This window comes from Achromobacter sp. UMC46, assembly GCF_014170335.1.
Taxonomy (GTDB): domain Bacteria; phylum Pseudomonadota; class Gammaproteobacteria; order Burkholderiales; family Burkholderiaceae_B; genus Achromobacter.
Genome location: NZ_LZZS01000023.1, coordinates 1 through 24,153 on the forward strand (window position 1 = coordinate 1; position 24,153 = coordinate 24,153).

At 65.4% G+C, this 24,153-nt stretch carries 30 protein-coding genes, 1 tRNA gene and 1 pseudogene; 14 read left to right on the plus strand and 18 right to left on the minus strand.

From position 1 onward, the window contains the following. Positions 1 to 1,387: uracil-xanthine permease family protein (locus tag A9973_RS16905; RefSeq protein WP_255469195.1), on the plus strand; the 1,387-nt coding region annotated here is incomplete at its 5' end. Between the two features lie 162 nt (positions 1,388 to 1,549). Beyond that, a tRNA-Leu gene (locus A9973_RS16910) sits at positions 1,550 to 1,634 on the plus strand. Positions 1,635 to 1,738: 104 nt separating this feature from the next. Here A9973_RS16910 and A9973_RS16915 read toward each other — a convergent pair. The 4 genes and pseudogenes from A9973_RS16915 to A9973_RS16930 all read right to left on the minus strand — a co-directional run bounded on the left by A9973_RS16915 (position 1,739) and on the right by A9973_RS16930 (position 3,293). Continuing rightward, entirely contained in the window at positions 1,739 to 2,020 is a 282-nt protein-coding gene (locus A9973_RS16915; RefSeq protein ID WP_183014886.1) for an IclR family transcriptional regulator C-terminal domain-containing protein, read from the minus strand. 91 nt (positions 2,021 to 2,111) lie between these two features. Next, positions 2,112 to 2,273: pseudogene (locus A9973_RS31380) on the minus strand (IS3 family transposase); the annotation flags it as partial. 25 nt (positions 2,274 to 2,298) lie between these two features. After that, a complete protein-coding gene (locus tag A9973_RS16925) occupies positions 2,299 to 2,964 on the minus strand; it encodes an IS3 family transposase (protein WP_183014972.1) in 666 nt (221 codons plus the stop codon). Beyond that, positions 2,961 to 3,293 (minus strand): transposase, encoded by a 333-nt coding sequence (locus A9973_RS16930; RefSeq protein ID WP_183014887.1) that lies wholly within the window; start codon positions 3,291 to 3,293, stop codon positions 2,961 to 2,963. The genes A9973_RS16925 and A9973_RS16930 overlap by 4 nt, the downstream gene beginning before the upstream one ends. Positions 3,294 to 3,660: 367 nt before the next feature. Between A9973_RS16930 and A9973_RS16935 the strand changes: the two genes are divergently transcribed. Beyond that, the gene (locus tag A9973_RS16935) at positions 3,661 to 3,873 is read left to right on the plus strand and encodes a hypothetical protein (protein ID WP_183014888.1); all 213 of its coding nucleotides are present in this window, start codon (positions 3,661 to 3,663) and stop codon (positions 3,871 to 3,873) included. Positions 3,874 to 3,903: 30 nt separating this feature from the next. Here the strand turns inward: A9973_RS16935 and A9973_RS16940 are convergent, their stop codons facing one another. Next, on the minus strand, positions 3,904 to 5,571 hold the full coding sequence (locus tag A9973_RS16940) for an ABC-F family ATP-binding cassette domain-containing protein (protein WP_183014889.1): 1,668 nt from the start codon (positions 5,569 to 5,571) through the stop codon (positions 3,904 to 3,906). Positions 5,572 to 5,771: 200 nt separating this feature from the next. Next, positions 5,772 to 6,257, minus strand: a complete 486-nt coding sequence (locus tag A9973_RS16945; protein ID WP_006225785.1) for an Lrp/AsnC family transcriptional regulator — start codon at positions 6,255 to 6,257, stop codon at positions 5,772 to 5,774. Between the two features lie 98 nt (positions 6,258 to 6,355). Between A9973_RS16945 and A9973_RS16950 the strand changes: the two genes are divergently transcribed. After that, positions 6,356 to 7,843, plus strand: a complete 1,488-nt coding sequence (locus A9973_RS16950) for an aminotransferase class V-fold PLP-dependent enzyme (protein WP_183014890.1) — start codon at positions 6,356 to 6,358, stop codon at positions 7,841 to 7,843. Here A9973_RS16950 and A9973_RS16955 read toward each other — a convergent pair whose 3' ends face one another. Continuing rightward, the gene (locus A9973_RS16955; RefSeq protein WP_183014891.1) at positions 7,844 to 8,212 is read right to left on the minus strand and encodes a hypothetical protein; all 369 of its coding nucleotides are present in this window, start codon (positions 8,210 to 8,212) and stop codon (positions 7,844 to 7,846) included. A gap of 238 nt (positions 8,213 to 8,450) precedes the next feature. Here A9973_RS16955 and fmdA point away from each other — a divergent pair, with 238 nt between their 5' ends. Together fmdA and A9973_RS16965 are read left to right on the plus strand one after the other, a co-directional pair. After that, complete coding sequence (gene fmdA, locus A9973_RS16960; protein ID WP_183014892.1) at positions 8,451 to 9,680, plus strand: formamidase; 1,230 nt, start codon at positions 8,451 to 8,453, stop codon at positions 9,678 to 9,680. A 9-nt stretch (positions 9,681 to 9,689) separates the two neighbouring features. Then, positions 9,690 to 10,022: an FmdB family zinc ribbon protein gene (locus A9973_RS16965; RefSeq protein ID WP_183014893.1), complete on the plus strand. Its 333-nt coding sequence runs from the start codon at positions 9,690 to 9,692 to the stop codon at positions 10,020 to 10,022. A gap of 69 nt (positions 10,023 to 10,091) precedes the next feature. On the opposite strand, the gene A9973_RS16970 is transcribed toward A9973_RS16965, so the two are convergent. Both A9973_RS16970 and A9973_RS16975 read right to left on the minus strand, forming a co-directional pair. Then, positions 10,092 to 10,829: an ABC transporter substrate-binding protein gene (locus A9973_RS16970; RefSeq protein WP_183014894.1), complete on the minus strand. Its 738-nt coding sequence runs from the start codon at positions 10,827 to 10,829 to the stop codon at positions 10,092 to 10,094. Positions 10,830 to 10,933: 104 nt separating this feature from the next. Continuing rightward, a complete protein-coding gene (locus tag A9973_RS16975) occupies positions 10,934 to 11,359 on the minus strand; it encodes a copper resistance protein NlpE (protein WP_183014895.1) in 426 nt (141 codons plus the stop codon). A gap of 194 nt (positions 11,360 to 11,553) precedes the next feature. Between A9973_RS16975 and A9973_RS16980 the strand changes: the two genes are divergently transcribed. The 5 genes from A9973_RS16980 (at position 11,554) to A9973_RS17000 (ending at position 14,910) form a co-directional block, all read left to right on the plus strand. Then, positions 11,554 to 12,219, plus strand: coding sequence for a glutathione S-transferase family protein (locus tag A9973_RS16980; RefSeq protein WP_183014896.1), 666 nt, complete (start codon positions 11,554 to 11,556; stop codon positions 12,217 to 12,219). Positions 12,220 to 12,267: 48 nt separating this feature from the next. After that, the gene (locus tag A9973_RS16985; RefSeq protein WP_183014897.1) at positions 12,268 to 12,819 is read left to right on the plus strand and encodes a cysteine hydrolase family protein; all 552 of its coding nucleotides are present in this window, start codon (positions 12,268 to 12,270) and stop codon (positions 12,817 to 12,819) included. Positions 12,820 to 12,837: 18 nt separating this feature from the next. Next, the gene (locus A9973_RS16990) at positions 12,838 to 13,071 is read left to right on the plus strand and encodes a DUF3820 family protein (protein WP_183014898.1); all 234 of its coding nucleotides are present in this window, start codon (positions 12,838 to 12,840) and stop codon (positions 13,069 to 13,071) included. A 155-nt stretch (positions 13,072 to 13,226) separates the two neighbouring features. Then, positions 13,227 to 13,556 carry a hypothetical protein gene (locus A9973_RS16995; protein WP_183014899.1) on the plus strand — a complete coding sequence of 110 codons (330 nt, stop codon included), beginning with the start codon at positions 13,227 to 13,229 and terminating at the stop codon, positions 13,554 to 13,556. A 100-nt stretch (positions 13,557 to 13,656) separates the two neighbouring features. After that, on the plus strand, positions 13,657 to 14,910 hold the full coding sequence (locus A9973_RS17000; protein WP_183014900.1) for an Hsp70 family protein: 1,254 nt from the start codon (positions 13,657 to 13,659) through the stop codon (positions 14,908 to 14,910). A 22-nt stretch (positions 14,911 to 14,932) separates the two neighbouring features. On the opposite strand, the gene A9973_RS17005 is transcribed toward A9973_RS17000, so the two are convergent. Continuing rightward, entirely contained in the window at positions 14,933 to 15,853 is a 921-nt protein-coding gene (locus tag A9973_RS17005; protein WP_183014901.1) for a LysR family transcriptional regulator, read from the minus strand. A 156-nt stretch (positions 15,854 to 16,009) separates the two neighbouring features. Between A9973_RS17005 and A9973_RS17010 the strand changes: the two genes are divergently transcribed. From A9973_RS17010 to A9973_RS17020, 3 genes are all read left to right on the plus strand, one after another. Further along, complete coding sequence (locus A9973_RS17010) at positions 16,010 to 17,029, plus strand: NAD(P)-dependent alcohol dehydrogenase (protein WP_183014902.1); 1,020 nt, start codon at positions 16,010 to 16,012, stop codon at positions 17,027 to 17,029. Positions 17,030 to 17,147: 118 nt separating this feature from the next. After that, the gene (locus tag A9973_RS17015; RefSeq protein WP_006225374.1) at positions 17,148 to 17,735 is read left to right on the plus strand and encodes an NUDIX domain-containing protein; all 588 of its coding nucleotides are present in this window, start codon (positions 17,148 to 17,150) and stop codon (positions 17,733 to 17,735) included. Between the two features lies 1 nt (position 17,736). Next, positions 17,737 to 18,069: a 2Fe-2S iron-sulfur cluster-binding protein gene (locus A9973_RS17020; RefSeq protein ID WP_183014903.1), complete on the plus strand. Its 333-nt coding sequence runs from the start codon at positions 17,737 to 17,739 to the stop codon at positions 18,067 to 18,069. Here the strand turns inward: A9973_RS17020 and A9973_RS17025 are convergent. From A9973_RS17025 to A9973_RS17060, 8 genes are all read right to left on the minus strand, one after another. After that, complete coding sequence (locus tag A9973_RS17025) at positions 18,050 to 18,511, minus strand: hypothetical protein (RefSeq protein ID WP_255469197.1); 462 nt, start codon at positions 18,509 to 18,511, stop codon at positions 18,050 to 18,052. The two genes, A9973_RS17020 and A9973_RS17025, sit on opposite strands and share 20 nt — an antisense overlap. Continuing rightward, complete coding sequence (locus A9973_RS17030) at positions 18,465 to 19,163, minus strand: thioredoxin family protein (protein ID WP_183014904.1); 699 nt, start codon at positions 19,161 to 19,163, stop codon at positions 18,465 to 18,467. Before A9973_RS17030 ends, A9973_RS17025 begins: the two co-directional genes overlap by 47 nt. Positions 19,164 to 19,218: 55 nt before the next feature. Further along, complete coding sequence (locus A9973_RS17035) at positions 19,219 to 19,680, minus strand: SRPBCC domain-containing protein (protein ID WP_183014905.1); 462 nt, start codon at positions 19,678 to 19,680, stop codon at positions 19,219 to 19,221. Further along, positions 19,569 to 20,018 (minus strand): metalloregulator ArsR/SmtB family transcription factor, encoded by a 450-nt coding sequence (locus tag A9973_RS17040; protein WP_183014906.1) that lies wholly within the window; start codon positions 20,016 to 20,018, stop codon positions 19,569 to 19,571. The genes A9973_RS17035 and A9973_RS17040 overlap by 112 nt, the downstream gene beginning before the upstream one ends. A gap of 64 nt (positions 20,019 to 20,082) precedes the next feature. Further along, a complete protein-coding gene (locus tag A9973_RS17045) occupies positions 20,083 to 21,384 on the minus strand; it encodes an MFS transporter (RefSeq protein WP_183014907.1) in 1,302 nt (433 codons plus the stop codon). A gap of 216 nt (positions 21,385 to 21,600) precedes the next feature. Next, entirely contained in the window at positions 21,601 to 22,806 is a 1,206-nt protein-coding gene (locus A9973_RS17050; RefSeq protein ID WP_255469198.1) for a hypothetical protein, read from the minus strand. 14 nt (positions 22,807 to 22,820) lie between these two features. Beyond that, positions 22,821 to 23,549: a helix-turn-helix domain-containing protein gene (locus A9973_RS17055; RefSeq protein WP_183014908.1), complete on the minus strand. Its 729-nt coding sequence runs from the start codon at positions 23,547 to 23,549 to the stop codon at positions 22,821 to 22,823. A 98-nt stretch (positions 23,550 to 23,647) separates the two neighbouring features. After that, on the minus strand, positions 23,648 to 24,085 hold the full coding sequence (locus A9973_RS17060) for a gamma-glutamylcyclotransferase (protein ID WP_183014909.1): 438 nt from the start codon (positions 24,083 to 24,085) through the stop codon (positions 23,648 to 23,650). Between the last annotated feature and the right edge of the window lie 68 nt (positions 24,086 to 24,153).

The following is a 24,153-nucleotide window of genomic DNA, read 5'->3' on the forward strand; positions in this document are numbered from 1 at the left end:
GCAACCCGCCTCCCTCTCCCAACCCGCCCCCCATCGCGCCGCCGACGACGCGCCCAGCCATGACCTGGTCTACGGCCCCGACGATCGCCCCGCGCCTCCCGTCGCCTTCGTCGCCGCGCTACAGCACTTGCTGGCCATCCTGGTCCCTATCGTCACCCCTGGCCTCTTGATCTGCCAGGCGCTTGGCGTCAGCAGCCGCGACACCACGCTGATCGTGTCCATGTCGCTGGTCATCTCCGGCATCGCCACCTACGTGCAGTGCAAGCGCTTCGGTCCCCTGGGCGCGGGGCTGCTCATCGTGCAGGGCACCAGCTTCAACTTCGTCGGACCGCTGATCGCGGGCGGCTCGGTCATGGTCAAGCAAGGCACGCCGGTCGAAGCCGTCATGGCCGCGATCTTCGGCGTCGTCATCGCCGGCTCGTTCGTCGAGATGGGCATCAGCCGCATCCTGCCCTTCGTCAAACGCCTGATCACCCCGCTGGTCACCGGCATCGTCGTGCTGCTGATCGGCCTGACGCTGATCAAGGTCGGCCTGATCAGCATGGGCGGCGGCTTCGGCGCCATGGCCAACGGCACCTTCGCCAGCGCCGAAAACCTGACCCTGTCCGGCCTGGTGCTGGGCACGATCATCCTGCTGAACCGCGTGCCGGTCGTCTGGATCCGCAGTACCGCCCTGGTGCTGGCGCTGGCCGTCGGCTACATCGCCGCCGCCGCCATGGGCCGCCTGGACTTCACCGGCGCCCGCGAGGCCGCGCTATTCCAGATCCCCGTGCCGCTGCACTTCGGCCTGGGCTTCTCGTGGGCGCTGTTCGTGCCGATGCTGATCATCTATCTCGTGACATCCCTGGAAGCCATCGGCGACGTCACCGCCACCAGCAAGGTGTCCAAGCAGCCCGTCGAAGGCCCGCTGTGGATGCAGCGCATCAAGGGCGGCGTCCTGGTCAACGGCGCGAACTCGCTCCTGGCCGGTGTCTTCAACACCTTCCCCAGCTCGGTCTTCGCGCAGAACAACGGCGTGATCCAGCTGACCGGCATCGCCAGCCGCCACGTCGGCGTGTGGATCGCCGGCATGCTGATCGTGCTGGGCCTGTTCCCGGGCGTGGCGGGCGTGCTGCAAGCCGTGCCCGAACCCGTCCTGGGCGGCGCCGCCATGGTCATGTTCGGCGCCGTAGCCGCATCCGGCATCAACATCCTGGCCGGCATCCATCTGGACCGCCGCGCCCTGCTGATCATCGCCGTGTCCCTGGCCCTGGGCCTGGGCGTGTCGCAAGTGCCGGAAATCCTGTCGCACCTGCCGCATGCGGTGAAGAGCGTGCTGGAATCGGGTGTCGCCACCGGCGGCATTTGTGCCCTGGTGATGAACTGGTTCCTGCCTGAAAAGAAGTGATGGTTTGAAGGGCTGGTCGGGGTTTCCGCCTGCGGCGGGGCCCGGATCGGCACCTGTCAGAAGGCCTCGCCACGGGGTCGCCTGACAATTTGCGAAAGTCCGCATATAATCGCTGTCTTCGTTCTCCCGCAGCCGTCATCTGGACGTGTTCGCGACCCCCTTGCCCGGGTGGTGAAATTGGTAGACGCAGGGGACTCAAAATCCCCCGCCGCAAGGCGTGCCGGTTCGATTCCGGCCCCGGGCACCAGATTCGAAAAAAGCCGTTAACTCTCTGCGAGTTAACGGCTTTTTTCATTGCCTGCGATCCGTCCTGCCCAGGCTGCGTATCCGCCCAACGGCGCGCACCAACACTCAGGCGCGAGCGACCCAGGCGCCGTCCACATCCGCCAACTGCCGGCTGATCTGGGCCGCGGTGTCGATAACCGACGCCCGGAATGGCTCCAGGCGGCAGTGCTCGGTACGCACGATCAGGCTCAGTCCGGCCACCACCTTCTTTTCCATGAAGATGGGCGCAGCGATGCCTATGGTGCCAGGGGTGATCTCGGAATCGCTAACCGCTACGCCGGCCTCGCGAATGGCGTCGAGCTCATGGCATAGATCCTTCAGGCTCTGCCGATGTGAGTTGGCGCGCACCTGCTCTTAAAATCAGGTGTCAGACTGCAATTTCGAATCTGTCGCGTTGAAATTGCAGTCTGGGCTACCCCGGGTTTCTCGGACAGGTTGGTTACGGGGCAGCGGCTTCAACCTCAGCAGGGGTTTTGTAGCCTAAACCTTGGTGGATTCTCTGACGGTTATAGAACACCTCAATATAGTTAAAGATTGCCATACGGGCGTGCTCGCGGCTATGGAAGACCTGATGGTGCGTTAATTCGTTCTTCAGGTTGCTAAAGAAGCTCTCGGCGACCGCGTTGTCATAGGGATCGCTTGGCGCTCATGCTGATGGCGATGCCGTGCTTGGTCAGCAATCCTCGATACTCTGATGAACTGTACTGCGCGCCGCGGTCACTGTGGTGCATCAAGCCCTGGCCGGGATTGCGCCTGGCAAGAGCCATTTGCAGAGCACTGATCAGCAGATTTCGATCAGCCTTTTCCGTCATGCTCCAACCGACAACCGAGCGTGAGTAAAGATCAAGCAGCACTGCCAGATATAGCCAGCCTGCCCGCGTCGGAACGACCGTGATATCACCCACCCACACTTTGTTTGGGCATTGCACGGTGAACTGGCGCTGCAGCCGATTGGGTGCGGGCCCGAGTAGCGAGTGTTTCTCCAGCCGACGGAACCGTTGCTTGCGCAGTGCTTCGATCCCCGCTTGGCGCCTTAATCGCGCAACGCGGTGCTTGCCGCAAGCTATCCCATTGGCATTGAGTACACGCCAAGTTTTGTCGGCCCCATAGGCTTGCCGGTTGGCGTGATGCGTGCGCTCAATGGCGGCAAGCAATCTGGCATCCTCTCGTGCATGCTCGCATGGCGATCGCCGCACCCAATCGTAATAACCACTGCGACTGACGTGCAGTGCTTTGCATAGCCGCGCTACGCGGAACTGCTGCTGATGAGCTTGCACAAAGGCGTACCTCACGGCAGTTCCCGCGCAAAGTACGCTGCCGCTTTTTTTAAGATGTCGCGCTCTTCCTTAACCTGCTCCAACTCGCGCTTGAGGCGCTGGATCTCGGTCTGTTCGTCGCTGCGAGTTCGGCCTTTACCGGGGAAAGAAATGTCAGGCCCGTGTGTGGCGAGCTCCTTCTTCCATCGGTAAATAATCGAGCGCTTCACACCCAGCATCAAAGCCAGTTGGGTGCCAGTAACCTGGCCTTGCTCCAACTGGCGAACCGCCTCGACCTTGAACTCGCGGCTATGGTGCTGGCGCTTGGCGCCGGTCGCACTGCTATCGGGCTTGGATTTATCCATGGGACACCTCCTTCAAGTATTGTCTACTTCTTCGGGTGTCCGGAAAACCCGGGCTAGCTCAGACTACATTTCTGAACTCGAAAATGTAGTCTGACCTACGATCGGATGGAGCGGCCGGAGCTGGCGCGGGCCGACATCGACAAGGTACGTTCCTTGATCGGCAAATCCAAAGCGGATGTCCGCGAGGAACACCGCCAGAACCTCCAGAAATCGCCATTCATAGAGTTACTGGCGAAATATCCCGAGTAAAGAAAATAGGCAATAGGACGAAAAGTACTATTCCGCGTATGTCGTGACGGCGGGGATCCCCATTGACATCTACTCGCGAGGTGGAGGATGGAACCATCCAAATTCGATTGGCATGTCCATGTATAGCCAGGTTTTCGGCCAGGCGATTACCGCAGTGCTTGAGCCGGGAAAGGACTACGAGACGCTTTATCGGCATCCGAATACGGTCGTGCGTGAACTTGTCGTGGTGGATGGGGAAGTACGCACCAAGCCCGTCGCCGTCAAGAAATTCGAAAACTGCAAGAATTTCAAAATTGACAGGACGCCGCTGCCGATGGGAGGAAATTCCTGACGCCTTTGAGCAAGGGACGGACCGCCGCAACTACATTGCGCACGCCTGCAAATCCCATCCAGCACAATCATTCCAAATCAAGCGATGGGTCGGTGCAATCGCTTTTAAAAACGCCGTATCGTGCGACACCGCCACCATCGCACCGGGATACTGTCTTAGCGCTTCTTCCAGCGCCTGCGCTGACGTGATATCCAGATGGTTCGTGGGTTCATCCAGCAGCAGTAATTGTGCGGGCTGCTTGCGCCACAATGCGCAAGCCAGAGTAGCCTTGACGCGTTCGCCGCCACTCAATGTTTCCGCAGGGGCATCGATCAAGGCAGGGCCCAACCCCAGCAACGCCAGGCGGCTGCGTAGTTCGCCTTCTGGCAGGGATGCGCCCAGCGTTTCCAGCGTCGCCAACAACGACCGACCCAACGGCAAACCCGCGGCACGCTGATCCAGCATTGCGGTGGGTACTCGCACGTCGCACGTTCCTTGTTTGGCGTCGATCTCGCCAGCCAGCATCGACAACAGGGTGCTCTTGCCGCACCCATTCGGTCCGTGGACGGCCAGGCGAAAAGGGCCGCTCAGGCTAAGCGTCAATGCCTGCGCGTTTGCGGGATAAGGAGGTACGGCATTTTCCAGATGCAGGACGCGCCGTCCCTTGGGTACGACGGTTTCTGGAAGCGCCAGTGCCACGCCCGGTGTCGCCAGCACGCGCGACGCGGCTTGCGTTACCGCATCGTCAAGCGCAGCGCTCGTCTGCTGTCGACGCAGGCGTTCGCGGCCGGCATGGCCTTCGGCGTTCGCCTTTTTCATGCCCAGCAGGATGGGCGCCTGGTTGGAGGCGCGTGCTTGGCGGGCGTTACGCGCACTGCGTTGCAGTTGGGCGTCGTGTTGTTGCCGCAACGTGCGCAGGCCGGCTGCGCGTTCGTTGCGGGCATGCGCCAGCGCCGCGTCGGCGGCAGCGGCTTGCAGCTCACGTTGGGTGCGATAGGCACTGTAATTGCCGGCATGGCCGGTGAGCGTGCCACGGTCCAATTCGACGATGTGTTGCATGGCGTTCAGCAAGGTGCGGTCGTGGCTGACGACAATCAGGCCGCCGCGCCACGTGCTGATTTTGTCCATGAGCCAGCCGCGCGCCCGCGCATCCAAATGGTTGCTGGGTTCGTCCAACAGCAGACCGTCTGCACCTTGCAGCAGGGCGCCTGCAAGTGCGACACGGGTCAATTCGCCGCCGCTTGCGGCACGGGCGGGATGGTCTGGCGCCCAGGCCGGCAGGCCCGCGTCGTCAAGCATTCGGGCCCAGTCGTCTTGAATCCGCCAATGACCATCGGCTAAATCGAAATCCGCTGGGTTGGTGCTTCCGGCTTCGATGTTGGACAAGGCGAGCAGAATGTCGCCTATGCCAGCCGCCTCGGCCAACGTGGCGCCGGGCTCAGGGGTATGGGTCTGCGCCACGTAGGCAATACGCCCGTGGCGCGCGACACGGCCAGACTGCGCTGACAGGCTGCCTTGCAGTATGCGCAACAGCACGGACTTGCCTGTGCCGTTGCGCCCGATCAACCCGTGGCGCGCCACGGCAAAGTCATGGCTGACGGCGTCCAGCAGGACGCGGCCATCGGGCAGCGCGTAGCTGAGGTGGTGCAGGTTGATGAAAGAGGTAGCCGCGGACGGCTGAGATTGCGCCTGGGCTGGCGCGAACGAGGACTGGGCCATGGAAAGCTCTCCGGGTCGGTGAGACGCCTTTTCCGCGTGATGCGGCAAGGAGGATCAGGAGGAGGGCTTAAAGAATCATGGCCGGTCGGGGCTCCGCGATGGGGATGAATTGAGAGTTCGAGCCGGAGGGCTCGGGAAAGTTCCCATTATGGCCTGGCTTGTGATCCGACGCAGGCAGGCCACGATGGGGGGGGAGGGCATCAGCCCTCCAGCATTCTGAGGTCTGGCGGCCGGTTCTCGATGATTGCTTCCATGGCGAAGAATCCGGTTACCGTCGACAACTCGAAATCCGTGATCAGCTTCTGGTAGAAGCGGTCGTAGCCCGCCATGCCGCGGCAGACTACCTTGATCAGGTAATCCCAATCCCCGCCGATGCGATAGAACTCGGTGACCTCCGGCAGGCGTTCGACGTGCTGGCGGAAGCCGTCGGCCCAAGCCTTGGCGTGGTGGCTGGTGCGGATCATGACGAACACCGTCAAGTCCAGGCCCAGCGCCACCAGGCTGACCTCGGCGCGCGTGCCGCGGATGATGCCGCAGGCATTCAAGCGCTGCAGCCGGCGCCAGCAGGCGTTCTGCGATAAACCCACCCGATCCGCCAGCTCGCGCTGGGACAGCGCGCCGTCTTTTTGCAGGCAGCTGATGATACTAAGATCAAGTTTATCTATTTTTTCCATTTGTTCGATCATTTGATCTGTTTTGGGTGGATTTACGCAAAATATCGGTGATGTTTCCTTATGCTGTTCCATCGTATGATATTTCGGTACTTACCGGAACCCGCACCATCATGAATATGCCCGTCGCGACAAGCCCCGCCAAGCCCAGCCTCCTGCAGCAGTTCCAAGACAGCCTGAAAGCCGGCGACGTCGCGGCGGCGCTCGCCGAAGGGCTCATCGGCAAGGACGCCGTCATTGAAGGCCCGTTCGGCGTCAAACCGCTGGTCTACGCCGACTATGTCGCGTCGGGCCGCGCGCTGATGCAGGTCGAGCGCTTCGTCCTTGAGCAAGTGCTTCCGTATTACGCCAATTCGCATACCGAAGCTTCTTACTGCGGCGGGTTCATTACGCGACTGCGCCGCGAGGCGCGCGCCGTTGTCGGCCGGAGTTGCGGCGCGAACGATGCGCATGCGGTGATTTTTGCCGGCTCTGGCGCCACGGCGGGCATCAACAGGCTGGTGCACCTGTTCGGCGTGCGCGCGGCAATCGCAGCGGGCCGCAAGGTCCGCGTGATCATCGGCCCGTACGAACACCACTCGAACATCCTGCCCTGGCGCGAATGCGGCGCCGACATCATCGAACTACCTGAAAGCCCCGAAGGCGGACCGGACCTGGCCGAATTGGCCGCCGCCTTGCAAGCCCCCAGCGGCACGCTCGTTGTCTGCGCGTTGTCGGCCGCCTCGAACGTGACCGGCATTGTCGCGGACGTCCCCGCCATCACGCGGCTGGTCAAGGGGTCGGGCGCAAAAATGCTGTGGGACTACGCAGGCGGTGCGCCGTACCTGTCCATCCAGATGTCGCCGGCGGCCGATGCGCAGATCGACGCCATCGTGTTCTCGCCGCACAAGTTCATCGGCGGCCCGGGCGCTTCCGGCGTGCTGATCGTGCGGCGCGACGCCGTGGTCGAAACTACGCCGACGTGGCCGGGCGGCGGCACCGTCAAGTTCGTGTCGCCCGCCGGCCATGATTACAGCGCCAGCCTGGAATCCCGTGAAGAAGCGGGCACGCCCAACGTGGTGGGAGATATTCGCGCGGCGTTGGTCCTGCTGGTGAAGGAAGCGCTGGGCGCCGATTTCATGCAACAACGCAACGCCCACTTCGTGCAGCAGGCGCTTGCCGCCTGGCGCGGTGCGGAGCATCTGGAACTGCTGGGTTCGCTGACGGCGAACCGCCTGCCGATCTTCTCGTTCCGCGTGCGCAACGGCAAGGGCGGCTTCGTGCACCAGCAGTTGGTCACCCGCATGCTGAGTGACCGGTTCGGCATCCAGGCCCGCGGCGGCTGCGCGTGCGCCGGCCCTTATGTCCATCGCCTGCTCGACATCGGCGAGGCCGAGTCGCAGCAGATGCGCCAGGCCATCCTCGACGGCCGCGAGATCGAAAAGCCCGGTTTTGTCAGGTTGAATTTCAGCGCGTTGCTGTCCGACGCCAAGGCCGGTTTCATTCTGGAATCGGTGCTAGCGCTGGCCGCGGACGCCGCAGATTTCGAAGAGCTCTATGGCTTCGATCCCAGCCGCGCCATCTTCTATCCGAAAAGCGCTGAACTGGCCGCAGCGGCCTGATCAGTCTTTCATCTGCGCGCCGCAGGCGCGGATCCAGGCCGCTTTCATGTCAGCCAGGTCGTCGGACGCGCGGGTCAGCGTCTTGACGACCTGATCCGAGAACGCCACGCCCTGGCGGCGGCAGGCTTCGAAATCGTCGCTGAGCGCAAAGCGGGCATCCAGCAAGTCCAGGCGGCCTTGGCACAGGTCGCGATTCAGTTGCAGATCGTTGGACGCTTCCCGCGTGCGCTGGATGTCTTGCGCGCGCTTGACGCTGGCCAGCCCGGCGTCGATCCGGGCCACGCAGTCGTCTGCGGCCTGCGCGGATGCGCCCGCGCATGCGGCGATGATCAGGAAGGCGGCCAGGGGCCGGCGGTGCAATGCTGCCATGCGGTGAACCTTGGTGTTGCGCTGAAGATGGTTCGCATCATAACTGCTGCGAAACCCCCTTCCCATGTTGCGGCGCGGGTGTCGCCACTGCATGGAAAACCAGTATGGCAAATCGCCTGAACACGTCTACCATCGCTAACAGGTCAATGATCCCGAAGATCCAATCCGGCAAGAGAATTGGACACGCATCCGGCTGAAGTTCTGTTTTATCAACACGTTACGTTGGAGATGAAAGAGAATGGCGAATACGCTCATCCAAGTCGATCTGGACCAGTCCCCGTACGAGAACAAGCAGATCCATAACCGATGGCATCCCGACATCCCGATGGCGGTGTGGGTCAAGCCCGGCGACGATTTCGTGCTGGAAACCTATGACTGGACCGGCGGCGCGATCAAGAACGACGACAGCGCCGACGACGTGCGCGACGTGGACCTGTCCACGGTGCACTTCCTGTCGGGCCCCGTGGGCGTGGAAGGCGCCGAACCCGGCGACCTGCTCGTCGTGGACTTGCTGGACATCGGCGCCAAACCCGACAGCCTGTGGGGGTTCAACGGTTTCTTCAGCCGCAACAACGGCGGCGGTTTCCTGACCGAACATTTTCCGCATGCGCAGAAATCCATTTGGGATTTCCATGGCATGTTCACCTCGTCGCGCCATATTCCGGGCGTGAATTTCGCGGGCCTGATCCACCCCGGCCTGATCGGCTGCCTGCCCGACAAGAAGTTGCTGGACACGTGGAACCGGCGCGAGCAGGCGCTGATCGACACCAATCCCAACCGCGTGCCGCCGCTGGCGAATCCGCCGGCGCCCAAGACGGCGCACATGGGCGCGTTGCAAGGCGCCGAACGCGATAAGGCCGCAGGCGAAGGCGCACGCACCGTGCCGCCGCGCGAACACGGCGGCAACTGCGACATCAAGGATTTGTCGCGCGGCGCGCGCGTTTTCTTCCCGGTCTACGTGAAGGGCGGCGGGCTGTCCGTGGGCGATCTGCACTTCTCGCAAGGCGATGGCGAGATCACCTTCTGCGGTGCCATCGAAATGGCGGGCTGGGTGCATATGCGCGTGACGCTGATCAAGGGCGGCATGGAGAAGTACGCCATCAAGAACCCCATTTTCAAGCCCAGCCCGATCACGCCCGCCTACAAGGACTACCTGATCTTCGAAGGCATCTCGGTGGACGAGACGGGCAAGCAGCATTACCTGGACGTGAACGTGGCGTACCGGCAGGCTTGCCTGAACGCCATCGAATACCTGAAGAAGTTCGGCTATTCGGGCGCACAGGCCTATTCGCTGCTGGGTTGCGCGCCGGTGCAGGGGCATATCAGCGGGGTGGTCGATATCCCCAACTCTTGCGCCACGCTTTGGCTGCCGACCGAGATCTTCGATTTCGACATCCAGCCGTCGGCGTCCGGCCCGATCAAGCACATCAAGGGCGGGGTGGACATGCCGCTGTCGCGCGACCGCTAGGAGACGACGATGCCCATGTACGACTATGCCTGCGGCGATTGCGGCGAATTCGCCGCCTTGCGGCCGCTGGCGCAATGGCGCGATCCGGCGGGCTGCCCGCAATGCGGCGCGATGTCTGGCCGCATCATCGGCGGGGCGCCTGCGATATCGGCGTTATCTTCCGCCGTGAACCGGGCACGCGCCGCCAATGAGCGCAGCGCGAACGAGCCGCGCAGTTCGCGGTCGGGCCACGGCATGAATTGCGGATGTTGTTCCGGCGGGCGCGCGTCCGGCAAGACGCGCACCGCGCCGGACGGGGCGAAATCATTCGCGGGCGCCAGGCCTTGGATGATCAGCCACTAGACAGGCGAGGCAGCCGTCAAGCAAAGGGCCGGATTGTCCGGCCCTTTTTCGTGGTGGAGGCGCGACCCGTCAAGCCTCAAGCGGCGCGACCGCGGCGCCCTGGATCTTGTGCCGCGCCAACGCGTCGGCGACGAATCCCGACTTCTTCATGGCTTCGACAAAGGCGGCCAGATAGGCGCTGGCCTTGTCGCCACGGCTCTTGGGCACGCCCATCGCCTGGCGGATCAGCATGAAGTGGCCGTCCAGCAGGCGCAGTCCGCCCAAGCGCTGCGCGTCGCCTTCCAGCTGTTGCTTCACGCCCGCGGCCACTTCCATGTTTTCTTTCAGGAACGTGTCGACGACGGCCGGGGACGTGGGCGCGCGGAAGATCTCGGCCTGCTTCAATTCGCGGGTCAGGTACAGGTCATAGGCACTGCCTTTGCCGACCACTACGCGCAGGCCCTTGCTGTCGACCTGGTCCATCGCGGTGATGGGGGAATCCTGGCGCACCAGATAGGCGCCTTCGATCACCACATAGGGTGCGGTGAACGCGATCTGTTCGCCACGCAGCGGGTCGATGGCGAAGAAGCCGACGTCAGCCTGTTCGGCGGCCACCGCGTTGACGGATTCGCCGGCAGACTTGAATACCACCAGCTCCAGTTTCACGTCCAGGCGCCGCGCCAGTTCCGTGGCCAGGTCCACCGACACGCCGCCGGGCAAACCGGTGGCGGGGTCGGCGTTGGCAAGGATGGGATTGCCCAGGTTGATGGACGCGCGCAGCGTTCCGTTGGGGGCGAAGGCGGAGAGCAGCTCGTGGTCGGTCTTCATGGCTTCCTTGGGGTGGGGGCCGCGCGGCGGGCCGCTGGCGATTCCAGAAGAATAGCCGGAAGCGCCGGGCTTGCGCGATGCCCTTGTGGGGGCAGGGGCGTTGCCTATTGCGCGCGCCGCAGCACGTAGTGAGGAGCCAGCGGGCCGGTCGGGCGCGTGCCGTCGCGGTACAGCATGGTCACCTGGTTTTCACCGACGAAGTAGCGCTGGCTGTCGCCGGAGGCGTCCAGCCGGATGGTGCTGCCGTCGGATTCCCAGCTGAAGGTGCCGGTGACGATTTCGGGCTGCGGTTCGCGGTCCAGGTACTGGGTCTGGCGTTCGTAGCGGTCGTCCTTCAGCAAGGTCAACCGGGTCTTGATGCCGGGGCAATCGGCGCAGGGCAGGGTGCCGTCGTAGCTGCCGGGCCAATCCAGCGCATTGCGCGCAGTGTGGCCGTCGGCCGGCGTGTCGCGGGCGTTGTTAGCGTTGAAGGGGGCGCAGCCGGCAAGCAGGGCAAGGCTCAGGGTGCAGGTCAGAGTGGTTCTCATCATGGCGAGCTCCTGGTGGGAAAACGGGTCCACGATACGGACAGTGTCCGGGGCATGCTGAAACGGGATGTAAAGTGCGGGGGAATCTGCGCTACGCTAGCCCTCATCTCCCGCCCGACCCGCGCACGCAACCGAGCCATCATGACGAAACCAAAAGGTGAACTCCGCTACACCGACCCTCGCATCGCGTGCCTCCGATGAGTGCCGCTGCCGGCAAGACGACGATCTGGGGGCGGCGCAGTTCCTTCAATGTGCAGAAGGTGCTGTGGCTGGCGGATGAGTTGGGCCTGGACTATGAGCACGTGCCCGCAGGCGGGCAGTTCGGCCTGTTGGAATCGCCGGAATTCCTGCGCATGAATCCGCACGGCAAGGTGCCGGTGCTACGCGACGAAGACGCGACCGTCTGGGAGTCGCACGCGATCCTGCGGTATCTGGCGGCGCGCCACGGCGGCCCCGCGTTCTGGCCCGGCCAGCCTGCGGCGCGCGTCCGTGCCGACGGCTGGATGGATTGGGCGCAGACCATGTTGCAGCCCGCCTTCCTGGCAGGTGTGTTCTGGGGCTACTACCGCACGCCCGAGGCGCAACGCGATGCGGCCGCCATCGCGCGCAGCCTCGACGCCACGCATGCCTGCCTGAGCAAGCTGGACGAGGCGCTGGCCGATCAGCCTTATCTGAACGGGCAGGCGCTAAGCCTGGCGGATGTGCCTGCCGCGACGGCGCTGTACCGCTATTACGAGTTGGACATCCCGCATCCACCCCTGCCGCACGTGCGCGCCTGGTATGAACGGTTGCAGGCACGGCCTGCGTATCGTCAACATGTGATGCTGCCGTTCGGCGAATTGCGGGGACGGCTGGAATTCTGATGGACGCAGTAGGGTAGACTTCCCCGCACCCTTTGAACGTGGATAGCCATGACAACCGCTTTGATCGTGATCGACGTGCAGCGCGCCTTGTTTGAAACGTCGCCACCGCCTGCCGACGCCGAGCAGGTGCTGGGCCGCATCAACGACCTGACCGGCCGTGCGCACGCGGCCGGCGTGCCGGTGATCTATGTGCAGCACGAAAGCCCCGGTAGTCCGCTTTCGCCCGGCCAGCCCGGCTGGGAGCTGGACACGCGCCTGACGCCGTCGCCCGAAGACGCCCGTGTGCGCAAGACAACGCCCGATTCGTTCCAGGGCACGACTTTGGGCCAGACGCTGGCTGCTGCGGGCGTGACGGAACTGGTCGTGTGCGGCTACGCCTCGGAGTTCTGCGTGGATACCACCGTGCGTCGCGCGGCAGGACTGGGCTTGCCGGTCACGCTGGCCGCCGATGCCCACACCACGCAAGACAAGGCGCACGCGCCGGGCGCGCAGATCCGCGCGCACCACAACGCCACGCTGTCCGCGATATCCAGCTTCGGCGTGAAGATCGCGGCCGTGCCGGCCGCCGACATCGTCTTTACCGCAGCCGCGCCCCGCTAAGGCGGCGCTTCCCCTTCGATGGATCCTGAACTCCTTCAACTGCTGGTCACCCGCGAGATGCCTTTCGGCAAGTACAAGGGGCGGCTGATCGCCGACCTGCCCGGGCCGTATCTGGCCTGGTTCGCGCGCGAGGGGTTTCCTTCCGGTGAACTGGGGCGCTTGCTGGCCTTGATGCATGAACTGGACCACAACGGCTTGTCGTCGTTGCTGGCGCCGTTGCGCAAATCCCGGCCCGCCGCGCCCAAGGCATAGCGCCGGCGTGCGAAACGGCGGGAAACATCTCTGCTTGCCGCTGTAGCGTCTTGGCACGCCGCCGGCTGGCGGGGGGCGCTACGATAAGGCGATTCGCCCGGAGCGGGCCGCTGCCGTTGCGCGCCAGGGCGATTGCTTATCGAAGAGAGGTCGCGATGAAAAAAAACACCCTTTCCGCCTTCCTGTTCGCCGCCTTGTGCGCGGCCGGCGCCGCGCAGGCGCAGGACGGCGTGCCGACGACGCGGGAATACCAATATCCCAGTTTGCCTTCCAAGGACGGCAGCCAGTCGCCGCCGTCCACCTTGCGCATGACGGTCACGCCGGCGCCGGGCGACGCGCCCGCCGTCATCCGGGATTCGGCGGAAAGCCAGGCCCAGTATGAGCGTTGCCGTACGGTCTCGGACCGTGCCGCGGTGTCGAACGCGCAGATGCAGGCTGGCGTGACGCAATGCCTGAAAGAACTGGAGCAGCGCCGTCAGCAGTAAGGGCAGCGCCGCGGCGGGGCGGGGCGGGCGTGGCGCCGGCTTGATCGGCGCGAAGCGAGTACACTTGTCCGCCGTTTTGCTATAAGCCCCAGAATTCTCCATGATTTCCTCCGCATGCGGCGTCGACTTCGGTACGTCCAACTCCACCGTAGGCTGGAGCCGCCCCGACCAACGCGCGCTCCTCGCCCTGGAAGACGGCAAGACCACCTTGCCGTCGGCCATTTTTTTCCATGATGAAGACGCCGAAGTCAGCTTTGGCCGCGCCGCCATTTCCGACTACCTGGCGGGCTACGACGGGCGCCTGATGCGCTCGATGAAAAGCCTGCTGGGCAGTTCGCTGATCGACGGGTCGACGGAAGTACAGGGGCGTTCGATCCCGTTCCGCGTGCTGCTGACGCGTTTCATCGCGGAATTGAAGCGGCGCGCCGAAACGGCTGCGGGGCGCGACTTCACGCGCGCCGTGCTGGGGCGGCCGGTCTTCTTCGTGGACGACAATTCCGCCGCCGACCAGACCGCTCAGGACACCCTGGGTGAAATCGCGCGCAGCGTCGGGTTCACCGACATCGAATTCCAGTTCGAGCCGCTGGCCGCCGCGTTCGATTACGAATCGCAGATCGACCGTGAAGAGCTGGTGCTGGTCATCGACATCGGCGGCGGCACGTCCGACTTCTCGCTGATCCGCCTGGGGCCGGACCGTGCCGCCAAGGCCGACCGCCGCGAAGACATCCTGGCCTATGGCGGCGTGCATATCGGCGGGGTGGATTTCGACAAGCAACTGAGCCTGGCACACGTCATGCCTCTCTTGGGGCTGGGCAGCCAGTTGCGCAGCGGCAAGGACGTGCCGTCGACGCAGTACGGCAACCTGGCCTGCTGGCACACCATCAACCAGGCCTACACGCGCAAGGCCGCGGAACACTTTGCCTACATCCGCGCCGAAGCCGGCGACCGCGAGAAGATCGACCTGCTGTTGAACCTGGTCAAGCAGCGCGCGGGCCATTGGGTAGCGGTGCAGGTCGAAGAAGCCAAGATCGCGCTGTCGGAAACGCCGTTGGCCCGCATCGACCTGTCGCGCATCGCGCCGGAGCTGGGGGTCGACGTGACGCGCCCGTCGTTCGACGCCTGCGTAGGCCGCTTGATCGAAAAGGTCGAAACCACCGTCGGCGCGCTGCTGCGCGACGCCGGCGTGGCCACGGCCGATGTGGACACGGTGTTCTTCACCGGCGGCTCCAGCCGTGTGCCGCGCCTGCGCGAAACCGTGTCGGCGCTGGTGCCCGGCGCGCGCAGCGTGGAAGGCGACCTGTTCGGCAGCATCGGGGCCGGCCTGGCGCTGGACGCCCGCCGCAAGTTCGACTGACCGCGCCTGCGCGGCCTGCCCCTCAGGCTGCCAGCATCGCGGGCACCCGCGCCGCCAGCGCATCGATGGCGGTGCGCGTTTTGGACGGCAGGTAGCGCGCCTGCGGCCAGACCGCGTGCACTTCCTGGGCGGCCATCCGGTCGCCATGCATCAGCACATCCAATTCGCCCCTGCGCACGTAGTGGGTCAGCATCCAGCAAGGCAGCCAGGCGATGCCGGCACCCGCGATCGCGGCATCCGCGATGGCTTGCAGGTCGTCCAGCCGCAGCCTTGGCTGCACGCGCAGCTGGATGACCTGGCCCTCCGCATCCTTCACTGCCCATCCCCGCTCCGTCCCGCCGTGCGAGTAGACGATGCCCGCGTGTTGCTTCAATTCGTCGATGCTCGTCGGGCGCCCGTGCGCCCGGATATACGCGGGAGACGCGCCGATTCCCATGGTCTGCATGCCCAGCCTGCGCGCCGCCAGGCTGGCGCTGTCGGGCAGGGCGCCCACGCGGATGCCCAGGTCGTAACCTTCTTCGATCAGGTCGACCACGCGGTCGTTGAACGAGATGTCCAGTTGAAGTTGCGGGTAGCGCATGGCCAGTTCGCGCAGGACCGGGGCAACGCAGTGCCGGCCGAACACCAGCGGCGCGCTGACCCGCAACCGCCCTTGGGGTTCGCGGCGCCCGCTGTCGAGTTCGGCTTCGCCAAGCTGCAATTCGGCCAGGGCGCGGATGCAGCGGTCGTAGTAGGCCTGGCCGTCCTCGGTCAGGCTTTGCTGGCGCGTGGTGCGGTGGAACAGCCGGACGCCCAGCCGCGCCTCCAGCCGCGCAACCGACTTGCCGACGGCTGAACGCGTGAGGTTCAAGCGTCCGGCGGCCAGCGCGAAGCTGCCGGCCTCGACGGCCTGCACAAAGACTTCGACGCCGCCCAGCCTGTCATGGGTGAGCGATGTGGCCATGCTGCCTTCCTTGCCTGTATTGGCGCTTTGCGGGAACCATTGAAAGGAATCAAGGTTGACATTGTTGAACAGAATTCCGCATATCTTATCGGTACCCGGCCGCGCTGTCATCTGGCAGCCCGTAGCGGCCCGTCTCGAACCGAACAGGAGTCCACCATGCAGGCCTACACCGTCATCAGCGGCAAAGACATCGCATCCCTCACACGCATTACCCGTGAACCCCAGGCGCTGGGGCCGCACGACGTGCGCGTGCGCATCAATGCGGTGTCGCTGAACTTCCGCGACCTGATGGTGGCGCGCGGGGATTATCTGCAGGGCGCGTCGGACCCCGTCATCCCGGGCTCGGACGCCGCGGGCGAAGTGATCGAGGTGGGCAAGGACGTGACGCGCTTCGCCGCGGGCGACCGCGTGATAGGCTCGTTCTTCCCGGATTGGATCGACGGCGAGGCCACCCCGGCCTCGACCCGCATCGCCCCGGGCGCGGCGACGGATGGCGTGCTGTCCACCGAGCGCGTCTTCGCCGAAGCCGCGTTGGTGGCCACGCCGCCGTCGTTGAGCGATGAACAGGCCTCGACCCTGCCTTGCGCGGCGGTCACCGCCTGGAACGCGCTGTTCGTGGCGGGCGGCGCCAAAGCGGGGCAGACGGCATTGTTCCTGGGCACGGGCGGCGTGTCGGTCTGGGGCCTGCAACTGGCCAAGGCGGCGGGGCTGCGCGCCATCGTCACGTCCTCCGGCGCGGGCAAGTTGGAGCGCGCGCGGGCCATGGGGGCCGACGGCCTGATCAACTACCGCGATACGCCGGAATGGCAGGACGAAGTCTTGCGCCTGACCGGCGGCGAGGGCGCGCATGTGGTGCTGGAAGTGGGCGGTGAAGGCACGCTGGCGCGCTCCGTGACGGCGGCGCGCATGGGCGGGACCGTCGCGGTGATCGGCGGCGTCAGCGGGTTCGCGGCCGTGCCCGTGGCGCCCTTGGCGCTGATCGCCGGCAGCAAGCGCCTGCAAGGCATTTTCGTGGGCAGCCGCAAAATGCTGGAGGACGTGGCGCGCTTTGTGGAGGTGGCGGGCATCGTGCCGGTCATCGACCGGGTCTTCGGCTTCGACGAAGCCCCCGCCGCTTTTGAACACCTGGCATCCGGCGGCCATTTCGGCAAGGTCGTCATCCGGGTCGCCCGGTAGGCTGAGGCAAGGCGACGAAGGACGGGGCGCGCGGACGGCGGTGGTAAGCTGCTCTGCTTGCCGAAGGCGCTCCGGCGCCTGCCTGTCCCAAGAGCCCCAGAGATCCCCACGCGCCCTCATGACCCGTCCGACCGATACCCATCTTGTTGAAACGCTGGTGACCAGCGAAGCGCCTTATGAAGGCAGTTTCCTGAAGATTCGCCGCGACACCGTCAGCCTGCCCAACGGCAATACGGCCACGCGCGAATACGTCGTGCATCCTGGCGCGGTGGTGGTGATCCCCTTGCTGGATGACGGGCGCGTCTTGCTGGAACGCCAGTTCCGCTACCCGATCGGGCGCGTCATGACCGAGTTTCCCGCCGGCAAGCTGGACCCGGGCGAAGACCCGCTGGTCTGCGGCAAGCGCGAATTGCTGGAAGAAACCGGCTATACGGCCGACCAATGGGCGCACGCGGGCGCCTTGCATCTGGCCATCGCCTATTCCACCGAGATCATCCACATTTTCTTCGCCCGCGGCTTGCGCGCCGGCCCGCGCCAGCTGGACCAGGACGAGTTCCTGGACGTGATCAGCGCCGACCCCGCCGAATTGCTGGCGGCGTGCAGCAAAGGCGAAGTCACCGACGCCAAGACGCTGACCTGCGTGCTGTGGATGCAGAACGTGCTGTCCGGCGCCTGGCAGCTGGACTGGCAGGACAACGCCGGCTGACATGCCCGCGTTTCCGGTCCTGGTCCAACCCGCCGGCCTGCGTTTCGACGCCGACGCGGGCACTCCCGTTTTGCTTGCGGCGCAGGCCGCAGGCCTCAAGCTGCCCAGTTCTTGCCGCAACGGCACGTGCCGCGCCTGCATGTGCCTGATGCTTGAGGGCTCGGTGGCCTACGGCATTGAATGGCCTGGCTTGTCGCGCGACGAGAAAGAAGAGGGCTGGATCCTGCCTTGCGTGGCGCACGCCACGTCGGCGCTGGAGATCCAGGCGCCGCTGGCGGCGCCGATTGAAACCGCGCCTGTCGTGGCCCGGCCGCTTACCGGCGCCCGGCGCTGACGGCGAAGACTGGCAGCAGCCCCACGGCCATGCCGGCCGCCATGCCCAGCGCCATGCCGCCAAAGGGCGCCGCGCTGAGAGAAAGCGCCGCCATCACGCCCAGCCGCGCGCCCACCACCATCCCGGCCGTCATCGCAAGCGCGCAGAGCAGGCGTTCTGCAAACGGCGGCGCGGGCGTGCGCTCCGCCGGCCAAGGCGCCAGCGCGGCCACCGCCATCGCGGCGCTGCTGGCCGGCATCAGCGTGGCGTGCCGCCATGCCATGTCCAACAGCCCGCCCGGCGCGCCGCATTCGCTGGCCAGCAACGCCGCGGGCGTGATGCGCGTGTCGATCCACAGCCCTAGCGCCATGGCCGCCAGGCAGGTCAGCCACAGCGCCGCCATGGCGCGCGGGCGGCTAGGCGCAAGCGTGGCACGCCTTGGGGGCGTCGTCGTACCGGTCATGGTGGCGGACCCAGTCGCCCAGATTGAAGTGCGGACCCGTTTCGTTACGTCCGAAGGGCGCGAAATCCAGATAGTTGTACGCGCCGACCAGGCGCTCCACGCCGCGTTCGAAGGCGGAATAGGTATGGAAGACCTCGCCGTCGGGATCGTGGAAGAAGGCGCTGGCGCCCGAGCGCTCTTCGACGCTGCCATCGGCCTGCGGCACCGAGGCGTGGAAGTCGAAGTTGAAGTCGCAGCCCTCGGACGAGAACCAATCGAAACGCCAGCCCATGCGCCGCCTGAAGGCGTCCAGCTTGGCCAGCGGCGCGCGCGACACCGCCACCACCGACACGTCGTGATGACGCAAGTGCGTCAGGGCGCTGTCCAGGTGGTCGGCCAGGAACGAACAGCCCACGCAGCCTTCGTCCCAGTCCGGGCCGTACATGAAGTGGTAGAGAATCAGTTGGCGCTTTCCGCCGAACAGGTCGGCCAGCCGCAGCGGACCGCTTGCGCCTTGGAATTGATAGGGTTTGTCCACCGGTACCCAAGGCAGGTCGAGCCGGTCGCGGGCGAGGGCGTCCTGGGCGCGGGTCATGGCCTTTTCCCGGTCAAGCAGGGCCTGGCGGGCAGCGTCCCATTGCGGGCGAGATACGACAGGATGTCGGGTTTGCATCGTGCTACTCCTTTGCTTGGCGGGCCCGCGGGGCCCGGGCAGGGCAAGCGGCCGGTCAGGCCCCGCTTGCCAGATGGTCCGCCAGCCGGTCCATCGCGCCTGCCCAGCCGTTTTCATGGCTGTCGCGGGTTGCCTGGTCGACAAACGGGGTTTGCAGGAAGGCCAGTTCGGTGCCGCCCTGCGCGGGAGCGAATTCAAGGGTGATCAGCGACCCTTCTTCTGGGGTGTCGCGCCAGGCCCAGGTGAAGACCAGGCGGCGGTGGGGCTGCACCTCGTGGTACTCGCCGCTGGCGTAGTGCGACTGCCCGTCTTCCGTGACGAAGCCCACCAGGTAGGCGCCGCCCACGCGCACGTCGGTGTCGGCCACCAGCACTTGCCGCGTGCCGGCGGGACCGAACCAGCGCATCAGCGCTTGCGGGTCCGTCCAGGCGCGCCAGACGCGGTCGACGGGGGCGGCGAAACGCCGGGTGAGGCGGAGTTCAATGGGGGTGTCGCCAGAGGCGGTTCGGGTGGGCATGGGTGGATCTCCTCGTCGTGGTACAGGTACCGGGCCAGCGAATCCAGTTGGCCGTTCCAGAATTTCTCGTAGCGCGCCAGCCAGTCGGACGCGGCCCGCATCGGTTCGGGCGACAGCGTGCAGCTGACCACGCGGCCGTCTTTCGCGCGGGCGATCAGCCCGGCGTCTTCCAGCACCCGCAGATGCTTCATGAAGGCAGGAAGGGACATCGCGTGGGGGCGTGCCAGTTCGCTGACCGACGCCGTGCCCCGCTCCAGGTCCGCCAGCACCCGGCGCCGGGTGCCGTCAGCCAGGGCGGAAAAGAGGGTGTCCAGCGCGTTGTCGTTTAAGTTAACCATAAGGTTAAGTATCTGCCCGAAAAACTGCCGGCGTCAAGCCGGCAGCGTCAGGAATTTCCCTAGGTCAGTCGTGCCGGTGCATGGCCGACTGGTGCTTGGTGTCGCGCATCGTGGCGTACACCAGCAGGGACAGGAAGATCACGCCCGCCAGGTAGTAGTAGAACCATTCTTCGTGCCCTTGCTGCTTGAAGAACAGGGCGATGGCCGGCGCCGTGCCCCCGAAGATCGATACGGTGACCGCATACGGCACGGCCACGCCGGTCGCGCGGATGTTGGTGGGGAACAGTTCGGCCTTCACCACGGCATTGATCGACGTGTAGCCGGCCGTGAACACCCACGCGCCGCAGATCAGCAGGAACGCGATGAAGGGCGAGCGCGTGTGCGACAGGGTCATCAGGATCGGTACCGTCAACGCCGCGCCCGCCACGCCAAAGAAGATCAGCAGCGGCTTGCGCCCGATCTTGTCCGACAGCGCGCCGTACAGCGGCTGCAGGATCAGCGCGAAGATCAGCGAGGCCGCGATGATGTAGGTGGTGGTGATGTCCGAGAAGCCTGACGTCTGCCGCACGAACGTCTGCATGTAGGTCGTGAAGGTGTAGAAGGCCGCGGTGCCGCCGGCGGTCAGCCCGACCACGATGGCCACTTCGCGCGGATACTTCATCAAGCCCCGTAGCGAACTGGTCTTCGGCTTCGTTTTCTGGGCTTCTTTGTACGAATCCGTCTCGGGCATGTCGCGCCGCATCAGCGCGGTCACGATGGCCAGCATGGCGCCGATCACGAAGGGGATGCGCCAGCCCCATTCCACCAGTTGCTCGTGCGTCAGGAACACGTTCTGCAACAGCAGCAGGACAAGGATGGCGCAAAGCTGGCCGCCGATCAGGGTGACGTACTGGAAGCTGGAATAGAAACCGCGGTGTTCGGGGTCCGAGATCTCGGTCAGGTAGGTGGCGCTGGCGCCGTACTCGCCGCCCAGGCTCAGGCCTTCGATCACGCGGGCCAGCGCCAGCAGTGCGGGCGCGGCGAAGCCGATGGTCGCGTAGGTGGGCGTCACGGCGATGATCAGCGACCCCACGCACATCATCACCACCGACACCATCAGCGATATCCGCCGCCCGTGCCGGTCGGCGATATGGCCGAACAGCCAACCGCCCAGCGGGCGCACGATGAAGCCGGCCGCAAACAGGGTGGCGGCATTCAATTGCTGGACGACGGGGTCATGCGAGGGAAAGAAGGCGGGGGCGAAGTACAGGGCGAAGGCGGTATAGGCGTAGAAGTCGTACCACTCGACCAGGTTGCCCATGGAGCCGACGAAGATGGCCTTGATGCGGCGCTTGGCGTCAGGCAGGGCAAGATACGGTTGCGTCATGACTGTTCTCAGGGTGAGCTTGTCGGGAGTCGCCGGACACGCGACCGCGCCTTGTCCTCGCCCGTCAAGATCGCAAGGCCAGCCGCGAAATGGAACACGCATCGCGGTATCTTGCGCCTGCCCACGCGGAAATGCACGCACTTGCAAACAGTTTTTATTCAGGAATTTGTCAGGATGGGCGGCACGCCGGCGTGCCGCCTGGACGCGACGGCGGCGCTACTTCGCGCGCGGCTTGATGATGTCGCAAGCGGCGGCCCGGTCGCCCGCCTGGGCATCGTTGCCCAACAAGGCCTGGGCGCCGCACACGGAGCCGAACATGCCCTTGTTGTCGTGCCCGACGCCACCGACCTCGAAGCTGTTGCGGTGCAGCGGCACGGGCTTGGGGCCGCGGGCCGCCAGTTCGTACTCGTACTGCACGTAGGCGGTGCCGCGGGCCAGGCGCGTGGCGCCCTGCGCCTCGGCGCCGCAGGTCTTGTCCAGCAGGCGGTGTTCGGGGTTGTTGTCCGCCCCGCCCAGCAGGTAGGTCACGTCGCGGGCGGCATAGCGGACGAACAGCCGCGTATCGTCGGTTTCCCGCGCATAGGGCGGCAGCTTGTCCGTGCCGTACTTGTACTGGTTGTAGGTGGGGCAGATGCCGCGCTCGTAAGGCGCGTAACCCTTGCCGTCGGCGCGAGGCCGCTCGTTCGTCAGGTACAGGTAGGACGAGGGGTTCGCCACTACGTAGCGCAACGCCAGCCCGTCGCGGCGCAGCGGGCCGTCGACGTTGTTCAGCACGGCATAGCGCTGCACCAGTTGCCCGCCGGCGGAGTGGCCGGCCAGCACGATGCTGGCCAGGGCTGGCAGGCGCTTGCGGTCGTCCAGGCTGCGCAACAGGTCGTCCAGCACCTGGAACGAGGTGACCGGGACCGGCCGTCCCGCAGCCTGGATGCTCTCTTCGCCTTCTTCCCAGCTGGCTTTGCGCCATGCGGCCATGCCGCTGAAACCGGAATCGATGGACCCGGGATAGCGGGGCGCCAGGATCAGCGTGTCGCGTGCCCGGTCCGGGTTGTGTGCCAGCAAGCCGGCGGCCGTGTCGTAGTAGCGGTCGGCGTCGCGCTTCACGCCATGGATGACGATCAGCACCTGCTTGATATCGCGCAGGTCGTCCCGGGCCAGGTCGCGGTTAGCATAGACCGGCATTTTGTACCGATGGCCGGGCTTGCCCAGTTCCACGGTCTGCCAGCGTAGCGGCGTCGCGCGCTTTGGCGCGGGCACGGTCTCGTCGTAGTCGTAGGGGTCGGGCAGTGGCGTTTGGGCGTGCAGGACCCAAGGGACAAGCGTGCCGGCCAGGGCCAGCGCGGCGCCCAGACGACGCCCGGAAAACCGGCGTGCGCGGACGGGCGGCGGTTGATCGGGCACGCAAGGGGCGGGGGCGCGGCGCATGGCGCGGCGAGGCGTCAGCAGGTTTCCAGGCCCAGCAGCTGCTTGAGCGCGGGCAGGTCCAGGATGCGGACTTCGCGCTGGTTGATCTTGATCAGGCCTTCGCGCGCGAAACGCGAGAACAGCCGGCTGACTGTTTCCAGCGTCAGCCCCAGGTAGTTGCCGATTTCCTCGCGGCTCATGCGCAGCACGAACTCGGTCGACGAATACCCCAGCGAGGCATAACGCTGCGACAGGTTCAGCAGGAAGGCTGCCAGGCGCTGTTCGGAGCGCATGGAACCCAGCGACGCCAGCATCTGGTGCGAACGCGTGATTTCGCGGCTCATCAGGCGCCGGAACTGCTGCTGCAGCGACGGCAGGTGAGTGGCCACGCGGTCGACGTCGGCCAAGCGGATGACACAGACTTCCGAGTCTTCCAGCGCGACGGCGGCCGACACGTGCTTGCCGTCCAGCATGCCGTCCATACCGACGATTTCGCCGGGCAGGTGAAAGCCCGTGACCTGGATCTGGCCGGTCGCGTCTTCCAACTGGGTCTTGATGCTGCCGAAACGCACGCTGTACACGGCGTCAAGCGGGTGATCGAGCGAATACAGCGTCTTGCCCTTTTCCAGGCGGACGCGTTCTTTCACCAGCTCGTCCAGTTTTTCCACTTCGGCGGCGGCCATTCCAACGGGCACGCACACGTGTCCCAACATGCATGTGGAACAGTGGGCGCCATCAGGGGCAACGGGAACCCGTTTTTGCATACGATGACCTCTATAGTGCCCGCTGCGCGCCAAGAGCGCGAAACGGGGGTAAAGCGTGAAAACAGTGCCTATTGTAGTCCGTTGTTACTACGGGCGTCTTACGGGGCGCCGCGCCTTGTCCGGCCGTGCCGGTGGGCGATCCAGTCCTCGCCGGCGATGTCGATGGCGGCGCCCCGCAACGCCGGGTCGATCGGGTAGTACTGGCAGGGGATGTCCGGGCTGCTTTTCGGCGCCACATCCAGGCGTGCGGCGACTTCGCGGCGCACGAAGCAGCAGGGCTGGCCGGGCACGTATTCCTCGATCTCGTCCATCAGCGCGATGAGCGCCGGCTGCACCTTGTAGACCTCGCCGCGCACGCGGCGGCCGTCCGCCACGGGGATCAGCCCCGGCCAGTCGCCGAAGTCCACCAGCATGCCGGGCACGGACGCCGCGCCCACCCACCGTGCCGCAGGCAGGCCCCGCTTGGCGGCGGCTTGCGCCAGGTCATTGATTTCGCCGGCGCGTAGGGTGCCGTAGACAAAAACGTATATGCTCATAGGTCGGATTGTTGCTGCGCGTCGTAGCAAAACAAGTGGCCGGACGGTGTTGAAATTTTCTCATCCGG

What these genes read in the sequence shown, in the direction of transcription:
- A9973_RS17045 (WP_183014907.1), bottom strand. Translation starts at nt 21,384, where the DNA reads ATGACGCAACCGTATCTTGCCCTGCCTGACGCCAAGCGCCGCATCAAG.
- A9973_RS17050 (WP_255469198.1), bottom strand. Translation starts at nt 22,806, where the DNA reads ATGCGCCGCGCCCCCGCCCCTTGCGTGCCCGATCAACCGCCGCCCGTC.
- A9973_RS17010 (WP_183014902.1), top strand. Translation starts at nt 16,010, where the DNA reads ATGCAGGCCTACACCGTCATCAGCGGCAAAGACATCGCATCCCTCACA.
- A9973_RS16930 (WP_183014887.1), bottom strand. Translation starts at nt 3,293, where the DNA reads ATGGATAAATCCAAGCCCGATAGCAGTGCGACCGGCGCCAAGCGCCAG.
- A9973_RS16945 (WP_006225785.1), bottom strand. Translation starts at nt 6,257, where the DNA reads ATGATCGAACAAATGGAAAAAATAGATAAACTTGATCTTAGTATCATC.
- A9973_RS17000 (WP_183014900.1), top strand. Translation starts at nt 13,657, where the DNA reads ATGATTTCCTCCGCATGCGGCGTCGACTTCGGTACGTCCAACTCCACC.
- A9973_RS17005 (WP_183014901.1), bottom strand. Translation starts at nt 15,853, where the DNA reads ATGGCCACATCGCTCACCCATGACAGGCTGGGCGGCGTCGAAGTCTTT.
- A9973_RS17055 (WP_183014908.1), bottom strand. Translation starts at nt 23,549, where the DNA reads ATGCAAAAACGGGTTCCCGTTGCCCCTGATGGCGCCCACTGTTCCACA.
- A9973_RS17060 (WP_183014909.1), bottom strand. Translation starts at nt 24,085, where the DNA reads ATGAGCATATACGTTTTTGTCTACGGCACCCTACGCGCCGGCGAAATC.
- A9973_RS16970 (WP_183014894.1), bottom strand. Translation starts at nt 10,829, where the DNA reads ATGAAGACCGACCACGAGCTGCTCTCCGCCTTCGCCCCCAACGGAACG.
- A9973_RS16980 (WP_183014896.1), top strand. Translation starts at nt 11,554, where the DNA reads ATGAGTGCCGCTGCCGGCAAGACGACGATCTGGGGGCGGCGCAGTTCC.
- A9973_RS17015 (WP_006225374.1), top strand. Translation starts at nt 17,148, where the DNA reads ATGACCCGTCCGACCGATACCCATCTTGTTGAAACGCTGGTGACCAGC.
- A9973_RS16965 (WP_183014893.1), top strand. Translation starts at nt 9,690, where the DNA reads ATGCCCATGTACGACTATGCCTGCGGCGATTGCGGCGAATTCGCCGCC.
- A9973_RS17020 (WP_183014903.1), top strand. Translation starts at nt 17,737, where the DNA reads ATGCCCGCGTTTCCGGTCCTGGTCCAACCCGCCGGCCTGCGTTTCGAC.
- A9973_RS17025 (WP_255469197.1), bottom strand. Translation starts at nt 18,511, where the DNA reads ATGACCGGTACGACGACGCCCCCAAGGCGTGCCACGCTTGCGCCTAGC.
- A9973_RS17035 (WP_183014905.1), bottom strand. Translation starts at nt 19,680, where the DNA reads ATGCCCACCCGAACCGCCTCTGGCGACACCCCCATTGAACTCCGCCTC.
- A9973_RS16950 (WP_183014890.1), top strand. Translation starts at nt 6,356, where the DNA reads ATGAATATGCCCGTCGCGACAAGCCCCGCCAAGCCCAGCCTCCTGCAG.
- A9973_RS17030 (WP_183014904.1), bottom strand. Translation starts at nt 19,163, where the DNA reads ATGCAAACCCGACATCCTGTCGTATCTCGCCCGCAATGGGACGCTGCC.
- A9973_RS16935 (WP_183014888.1), top strand. Translation starts at nt 3,661, where the DNA reads ATGTATAGCCAGGTTTTCGGCCAGGCGATTACCGCAGTGCTTGAGCCG.
- A9973_RS16985 (WP_183014897.1), top strand. Translation starts at nt 12,268, where the DNA reads ATGACAACCGCTTTGATCGTGATCGACGTGCAGCGCGCCTTGTTTGAA.
- A9973_RS16955 (WP_183014891.1), bottom strand. Translation starts at nt 8,212, where the DNA reads ATGGCAGCATTGCACCGCCGGCCCCTGGCCGCCTTCCTGATCATCGCC.
- A9973_RS16995 (WP_183014899.1), top strand. Translation starts at nt 13,227, where the DNA reads ATGAAAAAAAACACCCTTTCCGCCTTCCTGTTCGCCGCCTTGTGCGCG.
- A9973_RS16990 (WP_183014898.1), top strand. Translation starts at nt 12,838, where the DNA reads ATGGATCCTGAACTCCTTCAACTGCTGGTCACCCGCGAGATGCCTTTC.
- A9973_RS16940 (WP_183014889.1), bottom strand. Translation starts at nt 5,571, where the DNA reads ATGGCCCAGTCCTCGTTCGCGCCAGCCCAGGCGCAATCTCAGCCGTCC.
- A9973_RS17040 (WP_183014906.1), bottom strand. Translation starts at nt 20,018, where the DNA reads ATGGTTAACTTAAACGACAACGCGCTGGACACCCTCTTTTCCGCCCTG.
- A9973_RS16975 (WP_183014895.1), bottom strand. Translation starts at nt 11,359, where the DNA reads ATGATGAGAACCACTCTGACCTGCACCCTGAGCCTTGCCCTGCTTGCC.
- fmdA (WP_183014892.1), top strand. Translation starts at nt 8,451, where the DNA reads ATGGCGAATACGCTCATCCAAGTCGATCTGGACCAGTCCCCGTACGAG.